The 15,562-nt window shown below is 72.3% G+C and carries 17 protein-coding genes; 4 read left to right on the forward strand and 13 right to left on the reverse strand.

Annotated elements, in window-relative coordinates; all coding sequences use genetic code 11:
• Positions 1–63: 63 nt before the first annotated feature.
• From ACIQOE_RS05115 to ACIQOE_RS05140, 6 genes are all read right to left on the reverse strand, one after another.
• On the reverse strand, positions 64–657 hold the full coding sequence (locus tag ACIQOE_RS05115) for an NAD(P)H-dependent oxidoreductase (RefSeq protein ID WP_351328174.1): 594 nt from the start codon (positions 655–657) through the stop codon (positions 64–66).
• Positions 654–1,058, reverse strand: a complete 405-nt coding sequence (locus ACIQOE_RS05120) for a nitroreductase family deazaflavin-dependent oxidoreductase (RefSeq protein ID WP_351328173.1) — start codon at positions 1,056–1,058, stop codon at positions 654–656. Before ACIQOE_RS05120 ends, ACIQOE_RS05115 begins: the two co-directional genes overlap by 4 nt.
• Before the next feature lie 157 nt (positions 1,059–1,215).
• A complete protein-coding gene (locus ACIQOE_RS05125; protein ID WP_401409700.1) occupies positions 1,216–2,202 on the reverse strand; it encodes an ester cyclase in 987 nt (328 codons plus the stop codon).
• Positions 2,199–2,570 carry a dehydrogenase gene (locus tag ACIQOE_RS05130; protein WP_351328170.1) on the reverse strand — a complete coding sequence of 124 codons (372 nt, stop codon included), beginning with the start codon at positions 2,568–2,570 and terminating at the stop codon, positions 2,199–2,201. The genes ACIQOE_RS05125 and ACIQOE_RS05130 overlap by 4 nt, the downstream gene beginning before the upstream one ends.
• Before the next feature lie 309 nt (positions 2,571–2,879).
• Complete coding sequence (locus ACIQOE_RS05135) at positions 2,880–3,089, reverse strand: hypothetical protein (protein ID WP_351328168.1); 210 nt, start codon at positions 3,087–3,089, stop codon at positions 2,880–2,882.
• Positions 3,089–3,718, reverse strand: a complete 630-nt coding sequence (locus ACIQOE_RS05140; protein WP_351328166.1) for an OvmZ protein — start codon at positions 3,716–3,718, stop codon at positions 3,089–3,091. The genes ACIQOE_RS05135 and ACIQOE_RS05140 overlap by 1 nt, the downstream gene beginning before the upstream one ends.
• A 400-nt stretch (positions 3,719–4,118) precedes the next feature.
• Here ACIQOE_RS05140 and ACIQOE_RS05145 point away from each other — a divergent pair, with 400 nt between their 5' ends.
• Positions 4,119–4,700, forward strand: a complete 582-nt coding sequence (locus ACIQOE_RS05145) for a TetR/AcrR family transcriptional regulator (protein ID WP_365572222.1) — start codon at positions 4,119–4,121, stop codon at positions 4,698–4,700.
• Between the two features lie 89 nt (positions 4,701–4,789).
• On the opposite strand, the gene ACIQOE_RS05150 is transcribed toward ACIQOE_RS05145, so the two are convergent.
• The 5 genes from ACIQOE_RS05150 to ACIQOE_RS05170 form a co-directional block, all read right to left on the reverse strand.
• A complete protein-coding gene (locus tag ACIQOE_RS05150; protein WP_365559878.1) occupies positions 4,790–5,422 on the reverse strand; it encodes a ScbR family autoregulator-binding transcription factor in 633 nt (210 codons plus the stop codon).
• Between the two features lie 1,106 nt (positions 5,423–6,528).
• Complete coding sequence (locus tag ACIQOE_RS05155) at positions 6,529–7,188, reverse strand: hemerythrin domain-containing protein (RefSeq protein ID WP_351328160.1); 660 nt, start codon at positions 7,186–7,188, stop codon at positions 6,529–6,531.
• Positions 7,189–7,623: 435 nt separating this feature from the next.
• Entirely contained in the window at positions 7,624–8,430 is an 807-nt protein-coding gene (locus ACIQOE_RS05160) for an SAM-dependent methyltransferase (RefSeq protein WP_401409704.1), read from the reverse strand.
• A gap of 188 nt (positions 8,431–8,618) precedes the next feature.
• The gene (locus ACIQOE_RS05165) at positions 8,619–9,806 is read right to left on the reverse strand and encodes an acyltransferase family protein (protein ID WP_401409706.1); all 1,188 of its coding nucleotides are present in this window, start codon (positions 9,804–9,806) and stop codon (positions 8,619–8,621) included.
• Between the two features lie 489 nt (positions 9,807–10,295).
• Complete coding sequence (locus ACIQOE_RS05170; RefSeq protein WP_351328154.1) at positions 10,296–11,144, reverse strand: response regulator transcription factor; 849 nt, start codon at positions 11,142–11,144, stop codon at positions 10,296–10,298.
• A gap of 458 nt (positions 11,145–11,602) precedes the next feature.
• On the opposite strand from ACIQOE_RS05170, the gene ACIQOE_RS05175 reads away from it, so the two are divergent.
• The 3 genes from ACIQOE_RS05175 (at position 11,603) to ACIQOE_RS05185 (ending at position 14,073) form a co-directional block, all read left to right on the forward strand.
• Positions 11,603–12,571, forward strand: coding sequence for a ScbA/BarX family gamma-butyrolactone biosynthesis protein (locus tag ACIQOE_RS05175; RefSeq protein WP_365559884.1), 969 nt, complete (start codon positions 11,603–11,605; stop codon positions 12,569–12,571).
• Between the two features lie 27 nt (positions 12,572–12,598).
• Complete coding sequence (locus ACIQOE_RS05180; protein ID WP_362643288.1) at positions 12,599–13,528, forward strand: NAD-dependent epimerase/dehydratase family protein; 930 nt, start codon at positions 12,599–12,601, stop codon at positions 13,526–13,528.
• Between the two features lie 254 nt (positions 13,529–13,782).
• The gene (locus ACIQOE_RS05185) at positions 13,783–14,073 is read left to right on the forward strand and encodes a chaplin (RefSeq protein WP_401409709.1); all 291 of its coding nucleotides are present in this window, start codon (positions 13,783–13,785) and stop codon (positions 14,071–14,073) included.
• Positions 14,074–14,137: 64 nt separating this feature from the next.
• On the opposite strand, the gene ACIQOE_RS05190 is transcribed toward ACIQOE_RS05185, so the two are convergent.
• Together ACIQOE_RS05190 and ACIQOE_RS05195 are read right to left on the reverse strand one after the other, a co-directional pair.
• Positions 14,138–15,004: a tyrosinase family protein gene (locus ACIQOE_RS05190; protein WP_401409711.1), complete on the reverse strand. Its 867-nt coding sequence runs from the start codon at positions 15,002–15,004 to the stop codon at positions 14,138–14,140.
• Entirely contained in the window at positions 14,988–15,482 is a 495-nt protein-coding gene (locus tag ACIQOE_RS05195; RefSeq protein WP_362643291.1) for a tyrosinase family oxidase copper chaperone, read from the reverse strand. The genes ACIQOE_RS05190 and ACIQOE_RS05195 overlap by 17 nt, the downstream gene beginning before the upstream one ends.
• Between the last annotated feature and the right edge of the window lie 80 nt (positions 15,483–15,562).

Consider the following 15,562-nt stretch of genomic DNA (forward strand, 5'->3'; position numbering starts at 1 on the left):
AGGGGGTGAGGGGAACGCCCCTTTTTTCCGGGGCGCGGGGAACCGCGGGGTTCCCCGCGCCCCTCACGGGGCGCTGTACGGCCGGACGGCCTTGGCGTCGCGCAGCGCCGTCGCCCACCAGAGGAGTTGGTCCAGCATCAGCTTGGCGGCTGCCTCGGCGCCGGCCGGCTCCGCCGGGAAGGTGCCGTCGGCGTCGTAGTGTTCGAGCACGCGCGGGAACGTGACGGTGTCCTTCATCCCCACGCAGTGGAACTCGGCGAAGATCTGCCGCAGGTGCTCGATCGCCCGCACCCCGCCCGCCATGCCGAGCCCGTAGCCGACGAAGCCGACCGGCTTGGCCTCCCACTCGCTCTGGAAGCTGTCGATGAGCGTCTTCAGCGGACCGGGGACGCTGCGGTTGTACTCCGGTACGACGACCACGTACGCCTCGGCGCCGGCGAGCCGGGGCCGCAGCGCCGCGGCCCTCGGGTCGTCCGCGTCCAGGCTCGCCGGCAGCAGGTGCTCGGCCACGTCGACGACGTCCAGGACGAGGTCGTCGCGGCGGGCGGCGACCCGCGCGAACCAGCCCGCGACGTCCGGGGCGAGCCTGCCGTCCCGGGCGGAGCCGACCAGCAGCGCGACCCGCGCCGGGCGGGTCACCAGGCCGGCGGCGGTCACGGCCGGGCCGCCGGCACCGTTGCCTGGACCGGCGTCAGCGCGATGAACTCGGTGGCCTCGACCCGGGAGAGGATCCGCCGGGTCAGGGCGGGCATCTTCGTCGTGCCGTCGTCGCTGAAGACCACCGGGTTGCTCAGCTGGATCCGGCGGCCGCGCGTGGTGATCTCGCAACCGCCCGCCGCCAGCACGTTCTTGACCCAGTCGGAGCCGGGTCCATAGGGCAGCGTGATGATGATGTCAGCGCCGCGCCGGAACAGCTTCACCGGGGTGGCGAACTCCCGCCCGGACTTGCGGCCGCGGTGGTGGACCTTCCCGAACCCGGGCAGCCGGCTGAACAGCGGCCCGACGAGATGGTTGGCGAACCGCCGGTTGAAACGGGCGACTTTTCTGTCGATCGGCATGGTCTTGGTCCCTTGCTCCGTCGGTTCCTTCGATTCCGTGCGACACGGATCCGGGGGCTCGCGGATCCGCGCGGTCTGTGTCGGCGGTACGTCCTGCGGCACGGGCGCGCCCGGCCCCCGCACCGTCGGCGGGGGCCGGGCGCGCCGGGCGGCCTGCTCAGGCCCCGGGCTTGCCCGCGGGGGTCAGCGGGCCGACCGGCTTGCCGCCGGACTGGAGGAACTTCTGGAGCGAGAAGTTGTCGACGATGCCCCAGCGCTCGGCGATCTTGTCGCCCTCGAAGCGGAACCAGATGATCGCCTGGTGCTGCACCTGGAGCCCGGTCGGCTGGATGCCGATGAACGGGCCGGTGTGCTTGCCGTGCATGACCCAGCGGATGGCGGCCTTGTCGCCGTCCGAGATGAAGTCGAGGATCTCGTACTTGATCTCGCTGAACGCGGACTGCTGGATCCGGATGGTGTGCTTGAACGCCTCCGGGCCCCGCATGGAGTCGTCGTGGCTGCCGTTGTTGCGGAAGTCCGCCGTCAGGTAGCGGTCGGCGGCCGAGAGGTCGCCCAGGTCCAGGCCCTCGTGGAAGACCTTCTCGATCAGTTCCCTCTGCTGCGCGGGGGTGAGCGTGGTGGGCATGGGTGCGTTCTCCTTCGCTGAAGTGGTGGTGTTGCCCCGGGTGTCGAGCGTCTGCCGGTCGACCTGGGTCACGCCCTTGGGCACGGCTCCGGTGGTCCAGACGATCCGCAGCCGCAGCCGGTCGAAGCGCCAGCCGCCGGGGGTGCGCCGGGCGGTGCCGGTGAACCGGCCGCCGAGCTGGAAGTACTGCGTGGGGTCCGGCGGGAGCGGCGAGCCGTGGTGCACGTGGGAGGCGATCAGGCTCCAGCTGAGCCGGGCCGTGTCGCCGTCCACCTCCACCTGGCTCTCCGAGCCGTGGTGGTGGGTGCGGCCCCAGCGCGCCATGATCTCCTCGGTGAAGCCGGCGACCCCGGCCAGACCGCCGTGGCTGCCCACCGGGAACGTCATCTCGATGTCCTCGGTGAACAGGGACCGGGCCCAGGTCTCGTCGAAGCCGCCCTCGTCGAGGCTGGCCAGATAGTGCCCGACCAGGTCCCTGAGGCTCACCAGGTCGGCCAGCCGGGCGACCTCGGACGTCATGACACCCGGCGCGCTTCGGTCTGGGCGCCCGTCGCGTAGATCACGACGTCGTCCGGGCCGTGCACGACGGCCTTGCCCTCGCCGGTGAGCGCGCCGTCGTCGTGCCGCGCGTCGATGTCGATCTGTATGTAGGCGGCCCGGTGGCCGTTGGGGCTGATCTGGGTGACGTCGAGGTTGAAGTCCTCGCGCAGGGAGAACTGGAGCGAGTCCTCGCCGGTGACGGTCCAGGAGCCGTAGCCGGTGCTCTTCTTCGTGGTGACCGAGAGGGAACCGTCCGGCACGAAGGTGACGGTGTACTCGTCCACCTCACCGTCGTGCGTGACCGTCCCCGTCCATTGACCGACGGGTGTCCAGGTGGAAACAGGCATGGACCACACTTCCTCAAGTCGGGGCGAGAAGGAAACAGAAAATCCGCGCCCCGGACGGGACGCGGATGCGTGAGGGTTGTGAAGGGTCCTGCGGGCTCGGAGACCGGGGCCCGGGACGGGCGCCGCCCGGATTCGGGCATGGGGCGCCGGGAAAAGTGTGACACCCATGGTCGGATGGAGTCAACTTCTATGGAAATATGGCTAGTTGATTATCAATGCACCGAAGAAGCCCCTGCGGCGGGGGGATGCGCCGCAGGGGCTTCTTCTTCGCACGGATCCCCGCACGGATCCGCGTCTCTCGGTGGTGGTCTACTCGTCCGCGTCCCGGCGGGCGATCGCGAACAGTTCGTCGAGGTCGTACTCGGCGCGCTGCGGGCCGCCATGACGGGTGATCTTGCCGCGGCTGGCCCATTTGCGGATGGTCGCCGGGGTCACCCCCATCGCCAGGGCGGCCAGTTCGGTCGGCACCCGGCGCGGGCGGGCCCTGCCGCCCGCCGTCCACTCGGACCCGGCCGCCATCAGGCCGCCTCCCGCATCCGGCCGGCCACCAGCAGCCACTGGCGCGGCGGCAGAGAGTGGCCGCCGTCGCAGGACACCTGGGACGGCACCCGGTCGCCGTCGCCCGCCGTCAGCACGCCGTACAGGGTGCCGGCGCACTCCGACCGGGTGCACGGCCCGAGTTCGAGCCTGCGGGCCGGACCGGGGCCGAGCAGGCCGCCGAACTCCCCCAGCAGCTCGATGAGTTCCTCGTCGAAGTCCGCTCCCGCCGGGTGCCCGGCGAGCCAGGGCAGCTGCCGGCGCAGGAACCGCACCAGCGTGGCCACCCCGCGCTCGCCGGAGCCGGGCCTGGCACCGGCCCGCTCGTCCACGACCATACGCGCCCACAGCGTCATCACCTCGGCGGCGCGGGTCCGCAGCGCCAGGGCCCGCTCGTCGAGGACGATGCCGACGGAGGCGCGGCTGCCGCTCACCCGTTCGCGCAGCACCGGCGCGCCGGGCACCAGGGCCTGGTCGCTCTCCCGGTACAGGTCGAGCAGGGTGCGCAGCGCGCCGTCGATCCGGTCCACGCAGCGGGCGCAGATCCGGCCGCAGAGCCGTCGGCAGTCGCGGCTGCGATGACCGGCCGTCAGCCGCTCGGTCTCTTCCATTCGGATCTCCCCCGTTTCCTTGGTCCAACCGGAACTGCATCCAGTCTCACGGGGGGTGCGGACGGCTTCAACGGACGGCGGTTCAGGGTTCCCACAATCCTCCGCAGCTGTGTCAGCGGAGTGTCAAACCTGCGTCAAGTGGCCGGAATGGATCACTCATACCAAACAGACCTATCTGATTGAAGGACGTCGACACCTCGGCCCGATGAGCCGGTTTCCGGACAACGACCCCCATAATCTGCGCATTTGGATTCCCTGGAGATCGCACACGGGTAGCTCTGTACGAGGGGTCCCTCCATAAACAGGCATGGCTGTATGATTCGCTGCACCGTCGACGGCAGCGCCTGCGGGGAGATGTGCGGAGCCAGCACACCAGGGAAGAGAAGGCAGGTGCCACCGGATGCAGGCGCGATCCGAACAGACACGTCAGGTTCTCGTCCAGGCCACCGCCGAACTCATCGCGGACGGCGGCCTGTCGGACGCGGGGCTGATCAACATCTGCCGCCGCGCCGGAGTCAGCCGGGGGGCGCTGTACCACCACTTCTCCTCGACCGCCGCCCTGACCGCCGCCGTCTACGAGGAGGCCCGGCAGCGGGTCGAGACGCTGGTGGAGGAGGCGTTCCGGGGGCCGGTGGCGGAGTCGCCCCGGCGGTTCCTGACGGCGCTCGGCGAGGCGATGCGCACCGAGAAGGTGGTCCGGGCGGGGATGCAGCTGGCCGCGGACGGCTCGGCGGGCCCGCCCCGGCTGCGCGACGACCTGCTGGCCGCCGTGCACGAGCGGGTCACCGAGGCGCAGAAGGCGGCGGAGGAACCGGCGGACGACCTGGCCGATCTGGCCGTGGTGGTGGCGGCGGGCATCGAGACGCTGGGCCACACCGATCCGAGCTGGTGGGACGGGGAGATAGCCGATCGGCTGTGGCGGCTGCTGCGGCCGCTCTTCGACCGCGACCGGCCCAACCGGGGCGGCGAGCGCCGGATCTGAGGATCCGCGGCCGGGCGGTCGTCCACCCGGCACGAGGTCGCGCACCCGCCGGCCGGCGAGCCGCCGGCCGAAGCGAGGGGCAGGGACGGTCAGTTCAGGGGGTCGGGGGTCTCGGAGACGTCCAAAGGCGTGACGCGCAGCCGGCCGATCAGACCGGGCGTGGCGAGGCCGGGGAGCAGGAACTTCCAGAAGACGCCGGTGCGTTCGGGCAGATCGGCGCGGTTGCTGTAGGCCTGGGACATGATCTGCAGGCCGGTGAAGGAGCCGACGATCAGCGAGGTGACCTCCTGCACGTCCACGCCGGGGAGGATCTCGTCGCGCTTCTCGGCCTCCTGGAGCAGCATCAGGATGGTGTCCGTGGACTGTTCGTAGGTGGTCCTGGGCGGACAGTCGAACGACGTCTGCTCTATGGTCAGCCGCACGCTCGCGCGCAGCACCGCGTCGTGCTGGAGGCGGCGGGCGAATTCGAGGGTCAGGTCGATGACCGACTGCAGCCGCACCGGCCGGTCGGGGACCTCCAGGGCTTCGCCGTGCGCCTGCACCAGGGCGAGCGCGATGGCCTCCTTGGAGGGGAAGTGATGATAGAGGGAACCCCGGGTGAGGCCGGTACGCGCCAGGATCTCGTTGGTGCTGGCGGCGTCGTAGCCGCGCTCGTCGAAGACCTGGGCCGCCGCCTCCAGGATCGAACGCCGTGATCGCTTCCCGCGTTCTTGCTGAGCCATGCCAGTTCCTTACGCTCTCCCACTGAATTCAACAGACTTGTCTGTATCGTATGCGCGGAGACGGCATACGGTCAGTACCGCGGGGGGAGTTGTCGGAAAGCGGTTCCGGGCACGACCACCGGAACCGGGCGTGACCTGGCGACATGCGGAAGCGGCCGGGGAGAGACACCGGGGCGCTCCGGGCGCGATCACGGTCCGGGGAGAGGCGCGGCGAGGCCTGCGCGGAAGAGGGCGGGTCCACCCGCCTGCCGTGGGGCCCTCCTGGCGGGAGGGAGCGGCACGTCGGCGTGACGGGCGCGGCGGGGGTCGGCCGAGGGGATGGCCGCACCTGGCGGTGGGGCTCGCTCGTCGACGGGGCCGGGGACGTTGCCGGATGGCGTGATCCCTGCGGTGCCGCGAGGGCCGGCGGGCGCGCCGGGTGCCGTGGAGGCGCTTCGCCCCGGGCGCGGGGCCGGGGTTCGGCCCAAGGGGCTCGACCACGTCGGCCGACGCTTCGGGGCGACGGCCACCGGACCGCCTGCTCGCGGGGAGCGGCACCTTCGAGGCGGTCCGGGCCCGGCGACTGCGGGCGGGCGGCTCGGGAACGGCGGCCACCGGGCGGCCGACTCGTGGGAGCGGCACCTTCTGGGCACTCGCGGCGCGGGCGGGCGGCTCGGGAGCGGCGGCGTCCGATCGGGCGGGCGTTTCAGGAACCGGCGGTGTCCTGGGCGGGCCCCGCACGGACCGGCGACTTCCCTGGCACGCCGCTCGCGGGAGCGGCGCCTGCTGGGCGAGCATCTCGCGGAAGTGGCACCTTCAAGGCGAGCATCTCGCGGGAGCGGCGCCTTCTGGAGGGCGTCTCGCCGGGTCGGCACCGAAGGTGCGGGTCTTCAACAGGGCGGCTGGGTGGAGCGGTTGCTCTCGGTGGCGGCGCCGTCCAGGCACGGGCCCGCCGGCGGGACGCCCGCACCGCCGACACCGCCCGCACGATCGCCGCCCGCCCGCCCGCACCGCCGACGCCCGCCGGACGCCTCCGGCGGCGTCCCGAGGCGGACGCCCCGGCCGGTGCCGCCACGAACCCCGCGGGGTTCCGCTCCGGCCGTTGACGGGACGTCCCCGGGAGGGTGTCAGCGGGCGTTGGTGTGGGCGCGGGTGCCCCAGATGTCCAGGTCCTCGTAGGCCGCGCGCCACTCGGTCTCGTACGCGTTGCGCAGGTGCTCCGGCATCTTGCCGAGGATGCCGGCGACCTTCGCGGCGGACATGTCGTCGAGCAGCCAGGGCAGGTAGCGGCGGGCGTCGTCGCCGACACGGCCGCTCTGCTCCTTGGAGAACGTCACCCACTCCTCCGTCGTCATGGTGATGTCCATGAGCTTCAGCGCCTCGCCCTCCTCGTGGTCGAGGTGGCCGCCGAGCTGGGTGTAGAGGGTGTCGGTCAGACCGCCGAGGCGCTGCAGCCCGGAGTCCCGGTCGGCGAGGGCGGCGTCGATGTCGGCGAGCAGCGGGTCGATGACCGCGTGCTCGGCCTCCATGGCGTCCAGCAGGGCCAGTTCGTCCGGCTGCCCGGCCAGCGCCCGCTGCATCACGGGCCAGACGGTGACGTCCTCGGAGGTGTGGTGGATGGTCAGGAACTTCTTGAAGAGCTCCCAGCCCACCGCGGTGCTCAGCACATGACGGGGGTCCTCGTCGACCCGGGCGGTGATCCGGGCGATCCGCTCCAGCTCACGCCGCAGGGCGTCGTGGATCGCGAACATCATCGTCATGTCGTGGTTCTTGAACTCCTGGCTCATCACTGTCTCCCTCACTGCTGCGTTGCCGTACCCCGAGGGTATCGTCAACCTGCTTATCCATCAACTTGCTAACTAGCAGTCCGCCAACTATCAGAGCCGCCCACTAGTACCTGAAATGGCAGGTCAGATGCGGTGTGAGGCCCCTCGGCCCGGCCGGAGAAGAGGCCGGGTCCGGCCCTTCTTGGCTGATTCCGGGCGGGTCGTGGTCCGGATCCCGACCCCGGCCGGAGCGGCCGAGCGGGCGAAACGAAAAAAGCCGTGCCCAGGTCGGGGACACCGATCGGACACGGAAGGGGGTTCAGGGCAGGAAGCCGCCGAAAAAAGTGTGACACTTCGCCCGGAGGGCCGTCAACTCGGCTTTTTCCGCGGCGACTTGCCCTCGAAGGGGGTGACGCGGCCGGCCCGCGGGGGCCGGGCCGGCCGCGTCAGGGTGGATCAGTTCTTCACGGCGACGGCGGCGAAGCCGGCCGTGTCCTCCCGGTTGGTCTGGTAGTCCGCGTCCGCGGCCCGCTCGTCCTCGGTCTCCCACTCGTTGACGGAGACCACACCCGGTTCGAGCACCGTCCAGCCGTCGGTCTCCACGAACCGCGTGATCTCCGCACGGGACCGCGAGGCGAGGTCGACCCGCAGGTTCGTGTACAGCTCGTCGACGGCGGCCCGCACCGGCGCGGAGACGTAGTCGGGGCTGGAGTGGGTGAGGATGACGAAGCTGCCGGGGGCCAGCGCCTCCTTGTAGCGCTCGACCGTGGCGTACGGGTCCTGGGAGTCCACGATGAAGTGCAGCAGCGCGCCGAAGAGCACCGCCACCGGCTGGGAGAAGTCCAGCAGTTCCTTGGTCGCGGGCGCCGACAGCACGGCCTCGGGCTCGCGGAAGTCCGCGTCGACGTAGGCGGTGCGGCCGTCCGAGGCCTCCCCCAGGATGCGGCGCGCGATGACGCCGACGACCTGGTCGTTGTCGACGTAGACGACCTTGGCCTCGGGCGCCACCTCGTGCGTGGCCTCGGCGGCCGGGATGCCGCTGCCGATGTCGAGGAACTGGGTGATGCCGCGCCGGGTGGCCTCGCGCACCGCGCGGTTGAGGAAGCGCCGGTTGGCACGCGCCCCCAGCGGGCCGCCGGGCAGCAGCTTCACGATGCCGTCCGCCGCGGCGCGGTCCACCGGAAGGTTCTCGGAACCTCCCAGGAAGTAGTCCATGATGCGCGCGGCGTGCGGGATCTGGTCGGGGGTGGGGGTCTCGGGCATGGCCACACATCCTTGGTGAGGGGCTGGGTTTGCTGCGGAGGAGCCCGTGCGGGACCGGCCGGCACGTGGACGGGCAAACAGAAAAGGCGATGTCCGAACCGGTGCTTACCGGTGGACATCGCCTTTGTCGTGCCGTTTCAAGGCATAAGGGCTCTGCGGAAAAGCGTGACATGTGCACGCTTCCGTTGTCAACGGATGCTGACCGGCCGTTCAGTTGCGGGCATGTCCGCGGCCTTCCGGCGGGGACGGCTGAAGTGCTTCATCGCCGGCCGCTCGACCAGGGTGTACAGCACGTACGCGAGGACGGTGGTGATCGCCCAGGCGAGCAGGCTCAGCGCGACCGCCTCGCCGACGCCGTACGGGGCGTGCCCGGCCAGGTACTTGTTGCCGCCGATCAGCACGGTGGCCTGCAGCAGGTAGAAGGCGAACGACACCTCGCCGAGCCACTTCATCACCCGCCCCCGGAACGGCGACCGCAGCCCGCTCGTGTCGGCGACCGCGGCGGCCGGGATGAGCAGGCCGAGCGGGATCACCCAGACCGCGGACAGGGCGTACAGGTAGGGGACGTAGAGCGCGACGGCGTACGCGGCGACGCACAGCAGCACCGCCTGCCACAGCCGGACGCCCACCCACCGGCCGGTCAGGACGACCCGGGCGAGCAGCATGCCGAGCACGAACTCCAGCATCCGCACCGGCGGCAGCTGGTACACGAACCAGTTCTGCACGGTGCTGACCTGCCAGCCGGGGATGGTCACCCGGCCGGGCAGCACGGCGTACGCGAACGCGGGCACGGCACCGACGGCGACGGCGAAGCCGATCGCCCAGGCCCACAGCCGGCGCGGGGATATCGCGTTCACCGCGCGCAGCAGCAGCGGGAAGCACAGGTAGAACAGCAGCTCGCAACCGAGCGACCAGCTGGGGGCGTTGACGCTGAAGGAGACCGCCGGGTCCCAGGACCAGCTCTGCACGAGCAGCAGGTTGGGCAGCCACTGGCGCACCGAGGTGACGGTCGCGCCCGCGAAGACCAGCAGCGCGATCACGAAGGTGACCAGGTGGTTGGGGAACAGCTTGACCAGGCGGCGGCGCATGAACCGGCCCGGGGTGTCCGTGGCGCGGGCGGACCAGGTGAGGATGAACCCGCTGAGGAGGAAGAAGAACGACACCCCGAGGCCGCCCGCGATGCCGAACAGCCGGGCCGCGTCGTGCGCGGTGCTGCCGCTGAACGGGCTGAGCTGGGGGCTCGTGACGTGGTACAGGAACACGGCCGTCGCCGCGTAGAACCTGAGGCCGGTGAGCGAGGGCAGTCCGCCGAGCGACACCGCCCGCCCGGACCGGCCGGGCGCCTCCGCTCGGGAACGCTGGGTGGGGATGGTCATGGATCTCTCCTTCGTACGGCACGAACGGCACGGAAGCGCTGGCGCCGTACGACGAACACCGCGCGGCGGGCCCGAGGGGGCCCGCCGCGCGGTGTCGGCGGCGCACGGTGAAGCGCGATGGAAGGCGCGATGGGAGGAGCGCGACGAGAGAGGTGCGACGGCGGTGGACCCGGCTGCCTGAGAGGCCACGGGCGTGCTGGAGACGCACATGGACCGCCGCGAAGAGCGTGACAGGGCCGCTTCACGGAAGTCAACCCGCTTCTTCGCGCGGCCCCGCGGCGGGTCTTCCGGGGCGGGAGAGGGGCGGTGCGCGGCCGTCCGCGGGAGGGCATGCCGGAGTTCCGCGCCCCGTTCCGGCACACCGGTGACGGCGGGGCGCGGGCGGCGGCACCGGGACGCGGGTGCGGGGCGGCCCGCGGGCCCGGTCCGTGCCGTCGGCGTCCTGTCGGCCTCGCGACGCCCGGCGGGACGTCGCGGGCCCGGCCGAGGTCAGCCGCGTCCGACGCCCGCGCGCGCGGGCAGCTCGTCCGGCGGCGGTCCGGTGGGGTCTCCGATCCGGAAGCCGACGCCCCGGACCGTCACGATCCAGGCGCTGTCGCCCAGTTTGCCGCGCAGGGTGCCGACGTGGGTGTCGACGGTGCGGCCGCGCGGGGACCACGCGTCGTCCCACACCTGGGCCATGATCTGGCGGCGCGGGATCACCGTGCTGGGCTGCGATGCCAGCAGGTGCAGGAGGTCGAACTCCTTGCGTGTCAGGTCGAGTTGACGTCCGTCGAGGGTGGCGGTGCGGGCGCCCGGGTCGATGCGGAGCGGCCCGTGGGTGACCACCCGGCCGGCCGCGGCGGGCTCCGGCCGCAGTCCGCGGGTCCGGCGCAGCACCGCCTCCATCCGGGCCAGTAACTCCCGGAAGCCGTACGGCTTGACGAGGTAGTCGTCCGAGCCCGCCTGGAGGCAGAGCACGCAGTCGAGTTCCGAACCGCGTGCGCTGACCGCGATGATCGGCAGGTCGCTGACCGCGCGGATGCCGCGGCACACCTCCAGGCCGTCCAGGTCCGGCAGGTCCAGGTCGAGCAGGACCAGGTCCGCCTGGGAGTGACCGCGCAGCGCCTGGGCGCCGGTGGTGGCGCCGTGGGTGGCGTAGCCGTGCCGGACCAGGCCCTGGATCAGGGGGTCGGCGGCCCGCGGGTCGCTCTCCACCACCAGGACGCTGACGGCTCCCGTCTGCGGCACGGCGTACGAGGGAGTCGGACAGGCCGGGTGTCCGGCCGGGACGACCGGGCCGTGCGAGCGGTGCCGCCGCGGTGACGGCGCCAAAAGATCCGCGTACTGCCGGTTCATCAGTTCCCCCTGAGGCACATCCACGTCATCTGGGACTGCGGGTTCACCAGGAGACCGTACCAAACAGACTTGTCTGATTGTCAACTGGCCTGCTGGGACGGCGCGGCGCGTCACTTGGCGGTTCTCGACACCATCGTGAGCTGCAATTTCGTCGGATTACCGGACAAGTGGTAGGCCACGCTCCGCACATGAACCCTGGAGGAAGACTTGTCCAAGGACTATGCCCGCCCCCGAAACCATACCGACCCCCATCCTTTACATCGGCAAGTCCGGCAAATCAGTCATGATCAAGGGGAAGCCGTACCGGTAAACGTCCCAACTGAGCCAAGAAATTCACCCGGGTCTTGCGAAACCGGACCGACCTGTCTGTATCTTGTGGCTAGAACGTCGGCCACGGGGGGTAGCTGCCGACGTACGGCCTGTTGCCCCCTTCCGTCATACCGACAGGAGCGCTGCACATGCCGCACCTCACCGACCGTGGTTCCGCGCCGAAGCCCCTGCTGCCCGCACTGACCACCACTGTGCCCCGCGAGTATGTCCATCGCGCGGCGGTTTCCGAAGTTCTGCTCACCGGGTGGGAGCCCGCCGAGCCGGCCGTCCGGGACGGCGCCCGCGCCGCCGACGACGCCTGCTTCGTCGTCCGGGCCCAATGGCCGCGCTGCCACGCCCTGTTCGCCCCGGTCCGGGGCTACCAGGACCCCATGCTGCTGATCGAGTCCGTGCGCCAGATCGGCTCCCTGCTCGCCCACGCCGAGTTCGACGTGCCGTTCGGCCACCAGTTCCTCATGTCTGACATGTCCGTGACCACGGAGCCGGAGCTGCTCGTGGCGGACGCGGTGCCCACCGACGTCCGGATGCACACCGTCTGCCGCGACGTCGTCCGCCGCGCGGGCCGCCTGCGGGAGATGCGCTACGACGTCACGGTGGTCCGCGAGAACGGCGCCCGCGCCACCGCCTCGGCCGCGTTCCGCTGCATGAGCCCGGACGTGTACCGGCGGATGCGCGGCGAACGCCCCACCACCGGCAGCACCCCGCCGCCGGCCCTCGACCCCGCCCTCGTGGGCCACGCCGGCCCGCTCCACGTGGTCCTCGGCGAGCCCGCGCCGGGCACGCGCGACCGCTGGGAACTGCGGGTCGACACCGCGCACCCGACCTACTTCGACCATCCCGTGGACCACATACCCGGCATGTTCCTGCTGGAGGCCGCCCGGCAGGCCGCGCACGCCCGCACCAGAGCCCCGGGCGCGCTCCTGCTCGGCATGCGCAGCGAGTTCGTGCGCTACGCCGAGCTGGACGCGCCCTGCTGGATCACGGCCGAACCCGAGCCGTACGGCACCGCGGGCGACCTGCTGGTGCGGGTGCGCGGCAGCCAGCGCGAGGAGACGGTCTTCACCGCCGAACTCGTCCTGCGGCCCCGTGTCCGCTGACCCCGACCGCCTTCCGGGAGAGTCCCCGTGCCCACCATCCTCATCACCGGTGCGTCCGGATTCGTCGGGGCGCACGTGACGCACGAGGCGCGGCTGCGGCGCGCCGAGCTCAGGCTCATGACCCACCGCAGGTCCGTGCCCCGGTCCTGCTCCGGAGTGCGGACCGTGGCCGCGGATCTGACCGACCCCGGCTCGCTGCGCGGGGTCTGCGACGGGGTCGACGTGCTGCTGCACTGCGCCTCGCAGATCGGCGGCAGCGCGGCGGCGAACGAGGCCGTCAACGCGCGGGGAACCGCGGCGCTGGTCGACGAGGCCCGGCGCGCGGGGGTACGCCGGATCGTCCAGCTCAGCACCGCCTCCGTCTACGGCCGCGGCACCTTCCGCGGCTCCCGCCCCGAGGAACTGACCCGCAATCCGGGCTCCGTCACCTCGCGCACCCGCGCGGCGGCCGAGGACGCGGTCCTCGCCGCCGGCGGTGTGGTGCTCCGTCCCCATCTGGTCTTCGGCGAGGGCGACCTGTGGGTCGGCCCCAACCTGGCACGGCTGCTGCGCGCCCTGCCCGGCGTGGTGGCCGGCTGGCCCGCGCGCGCCTCGGTGATCACCGCGCCGGACCTGGCCCGGCTGCTGGTCGCCACGGCGCTCGCCCCGGACACCGCGCTGACCTCGCGGATCTACCACGCGGCGCACCCCGTGCCGGTCACCGTGGCCAGCGCGCTGCGAGCGGTCGCCGAGTGCGCCGGGATCGCCTGGCCGCACGACAACCTCACCGTCCAGGGCGCCAAGGCGATCCTCGCGGCGAAGGGCGTCCCGCCCGACACCCTCGACATCCTGACCACGGACCACTTCTTCGAGGCGGACGCGCTCTGGTCCGACCTCGGCGAGTCGCCGGCCGCGGGCTTCGCGAGCTGCTTCCGGCGCGCGGAACGCTGGTACCGGTCGACGCTGGCGGCGGCCTGACGCGGCGCCGGCCGCGCCGCGGACCCGCCCCGCGCCCGTCTCCCCTACGCCATCCGCACGAGACGTGACGGCCCCGCGGCGCGGACCGTCCGCCCTTCCTGACGGGCTCCCCGGTACGGCGGCCGCCCCCGCCTCGGGCCCTTGGAGTGATCGTTCCGTGATCGGCGTGACCAGCCGCAGGCCGTGGCGTTGAACGGGGAGTGCGACGGCGGGTCCTGCCGCCGCACTCCCCGAGCAACAAGAAGGAGAACGTGATGTCTCGCATCGCGAAGGCCGCCGTCGTCGCCCTGGGCACCGGTGCTGTGGTGATCGGCGGGGCCGGCCTGGCCCTGGCCGACGCGGGTGCCAACGGCGAGGCCGTCGGTTCGCCCGGCGTGCTGTCCGGCAACGTCATCCAGGTCCCGGTGAACATCCCGGTCAACGTGTGCGGCAACACCGTCGACGTGATCGGCCTGCTGAACCCGGCGTTCGGCAACACCTGCGCCAACGTGGGCCACATGAAGGCCGGCACGGGCGACAACAAGAGCGGCGGCTACGGCAGCTGAGCCTCCACGCGCGAAAGGGCCCCGGCACCCTCGGTGCCGGGGCCCTTCCCGTGTCCGGGACGTCTCAGGCGTAGCGGTAGACCCCGCTGAGGTCCTCCAGCGATCCCGGGGTGTCGTTCCACGGCGGCAGCTTCTGGCCGCGGGCGACGACCCGTCCGTACTGCGGGTCGCCGCGGCGCGGCGCGGCGCCCGGCAGGTAGCGCGCTCCCCGGTGCCGGGCCCGCCAGCGCTCCCACTGGAGGTCGACGAAGGCGTGGTGGAACCAGAAGACGGGGTCGTTGACGGAGGCGCCGCCGAGCATCGCGCCACCGACCCAGCGGTGCACCCGGTTGTGGTTGCGCCACGAGGCGCTGCCGCTGCCCGCCCCCCAGCCCTCCAGCTTGTTGCGGAAGCCCCGGGCGACGGTCGAGTCCCAGGGGGCGACGTCGTACGCCGGGTCGTCGAGCGCCCGGGCGAGCTGGGTCCTGGTGGGCAGCGCGATCGGGTCGCGGGCCCGCCCGAGGTCGCGGGCGAGGAACTCGCCGTCGGTGACGCCCTCCTTGATGGTCCAGTGCCCCGCCGCGTAGGCGAACGGCCCGGTCGTCACCTGCTGGTCCCTGGCCCGGCCGTTCCCGCCCAGCAGGTCCCTGGTCCACGGGACGGAGGACGCCGTACGGTCCTTGGTCCAGTCCCAGTACGGCACGGTCACCGACGCGTCCACCCGGCGCAGGGCGCGCTCCATCTCCAGCAGGAAACGGCGGTGCCAGGGCAGGAAGGAGGGCGCCATGTGGGCGGTGCGCAGTCCGCGCTCGCCGTCGGCCGTGTAGTGGTCGATGTGCATCCGCACGAACTCGTCGTACTCGCCCCGGCGTTTGACCTCCAGGAAGGCGTCGACGAGCCGTTTGCGCTCGCCGGCCGTCAGCCTGCTGACGTCCTTACGCACGTACGCCATGGCCGCCCTCCATGTGCTGGTGCCCCCCGCCCATCGGTCCCGGGGCCAGGTCGCGCAGCCGCTGCCCGGGGCCGATCTCGTCGACGGCCGCCCTGGCCGCCGCCAGCGGGGTCGGGTACGAGCTGTAGTGGTCGACCATGCTCAGCCAGGTGCCGTCGGCCCGCCGCATCAGGTGCAGCGGGCGACCCGCGACGGTGACCTGCCACTGGTCCTCGCCGGCGGCCCGGCCGGCCGCCGGCACCAGGACACCGCGGATGCGGCGGCCCCGGTAGGTCTCGTCGAAGGAGGTGCCCGCCGGTCCGTCCGACGGGGGCACCGGGCCGGAGGCGGCGACGACCGGGGCGAGCGCCAGGGCGGCCCCGGAGGCGAGCAGCCCCCGGGCCACCTCGCGCCGCGTGGGTCCGCCCGCCCCGGCTCTGTCCGGCCGCCCGGCCCCCGGCTCCGCTCCCACCGCGATCCCGCCTACTCCGACGACCATGCTCACTCCTCGTACGGTTCACCGATCGCTGTCGCTACCGCTAACCGTCCGAGGCGCCTCCCGGTCACCGCCCCACCGCC

It is taken from the genome of Streptomyces sp. NPDC091282 (genome assembly GCF_044757385.1).
Classification (GTDB): Bacteria; Actinomycetota; Actinomycetes; order Streptomycetales; family Streptomycetaceae; genus Streptomyces; species Streptomyces gramineus.

Bases quoted from the DNA above. Each gene is read 5' to 3' on its own strand.
- ACIQOE_RS05120 (WP_351328173.1), bottom strand. From the start codon at position 1,058: ATGCCGATCGACAGAAAAGTCGCCCGTTTCAACCGGCGGTTCGCCAAC.
- ACIQOE_RS05125 (WP_401409700.1), bottom strand. From the start codon at position 2,202: ATGACGTCCGAGGTCGCCCGGCTGGCCGACCTGGTGAGCCTCAGGGAC.
- ACIQOE_RS05130 (WP_351328170.1), bottom strand. From the start codon at position 2,570: ATGCCTGTTTCCACCTGGACACCCGTCGGTCAATGGACGGGGACGGTC.
- ACIQOE_RS05135 (WP_351328168.1), bottom strand. From the start codon at position 3,089: ATGGCGGCCGGGTCCGAGTGGACGGCGGGCGGCAGGGCCCGCCCGCGC.
- ACIQOE_RS05140 (WP_351328166.1), bottom strand. From the start codon at position 3,718: ATGGAAGAGACCGAGCGGCTGACGGCCGGTCATCGCAGCCGCGACTGC.
- ACIQOE_RS05145 (WP_365572222.1), top strand. From the start codon at position 4,119: ATGCAGGCGCGATCCGAACAGACACGTCAGGTTCTCGTCCAGGCCACC.
- ACIQOE_RS05150 (WP_365559878.1), bottom strand. From the start codon at position 5,422: ATGGCTCAGCAAGAACGCGGGAAGCGATCACGGCGTTCGATCCTGGAG.
- ACIQOE_RS05155 (WP_351328160.1), bottom strand. From the start codon at position 7,188: ATGAGCCAGGAGTTCAAGAACCACGACATGACGATGATGTTCGCGATC.
- ACIQOE_RS05160 (WP_401409704.1), bottom strand. From the start codon at position 8,430: ATGCCCGAGACCCCCACCCCCGACCAGATCCCGCACGCCGCGCGCATC.
- ACIQOE_RS05165 (WP_401409706.1), bottom strand. From the start codon at position 9,806: ATGACCATCCCCACCCAGCGTTCCCGAGCGGAGGCGCCCGGCCGGTCC.
- ACIQOE_RS05170 (WP_351328154.1), bottom strand. From the start codon at position 11,144: ATGAACCGGCAGTACGCGGATCTTTTGGCGCCGTCACCGCGGCGGCAC.
- ACIQOE_RS05175 (WP_365559884.1), top strand. From the start codon at position 11,603: ATGCCGCACCTCACCGACCGTGGTTCCGCGCCGAAGCCCCTGCTGCCC.
- ACIQOE_RS05185 (WP_401409709.1), top strand. From the start codon at position 13,783: ATGTCTCGCATCGCGAAGGCCGCCGTCGTCGCCCTGGGCACCGGTGCT.
- ACIQOE_RS05190 (WP_401409711.1), bottom strand. From the start codon at position 15,004: ATGGCGTACGTGCGTAAGGACGTCAGCAGGCTGACGGCCGGCGAGCGC.
- ACIQOE_RS05195 (WP_362643291.1), bottom strand. From the start codon at position 15,482: ATGGTCGTCGGAGTAGGCGGGATCGCGGTGGGAGCGGAGCCGGGGGCC.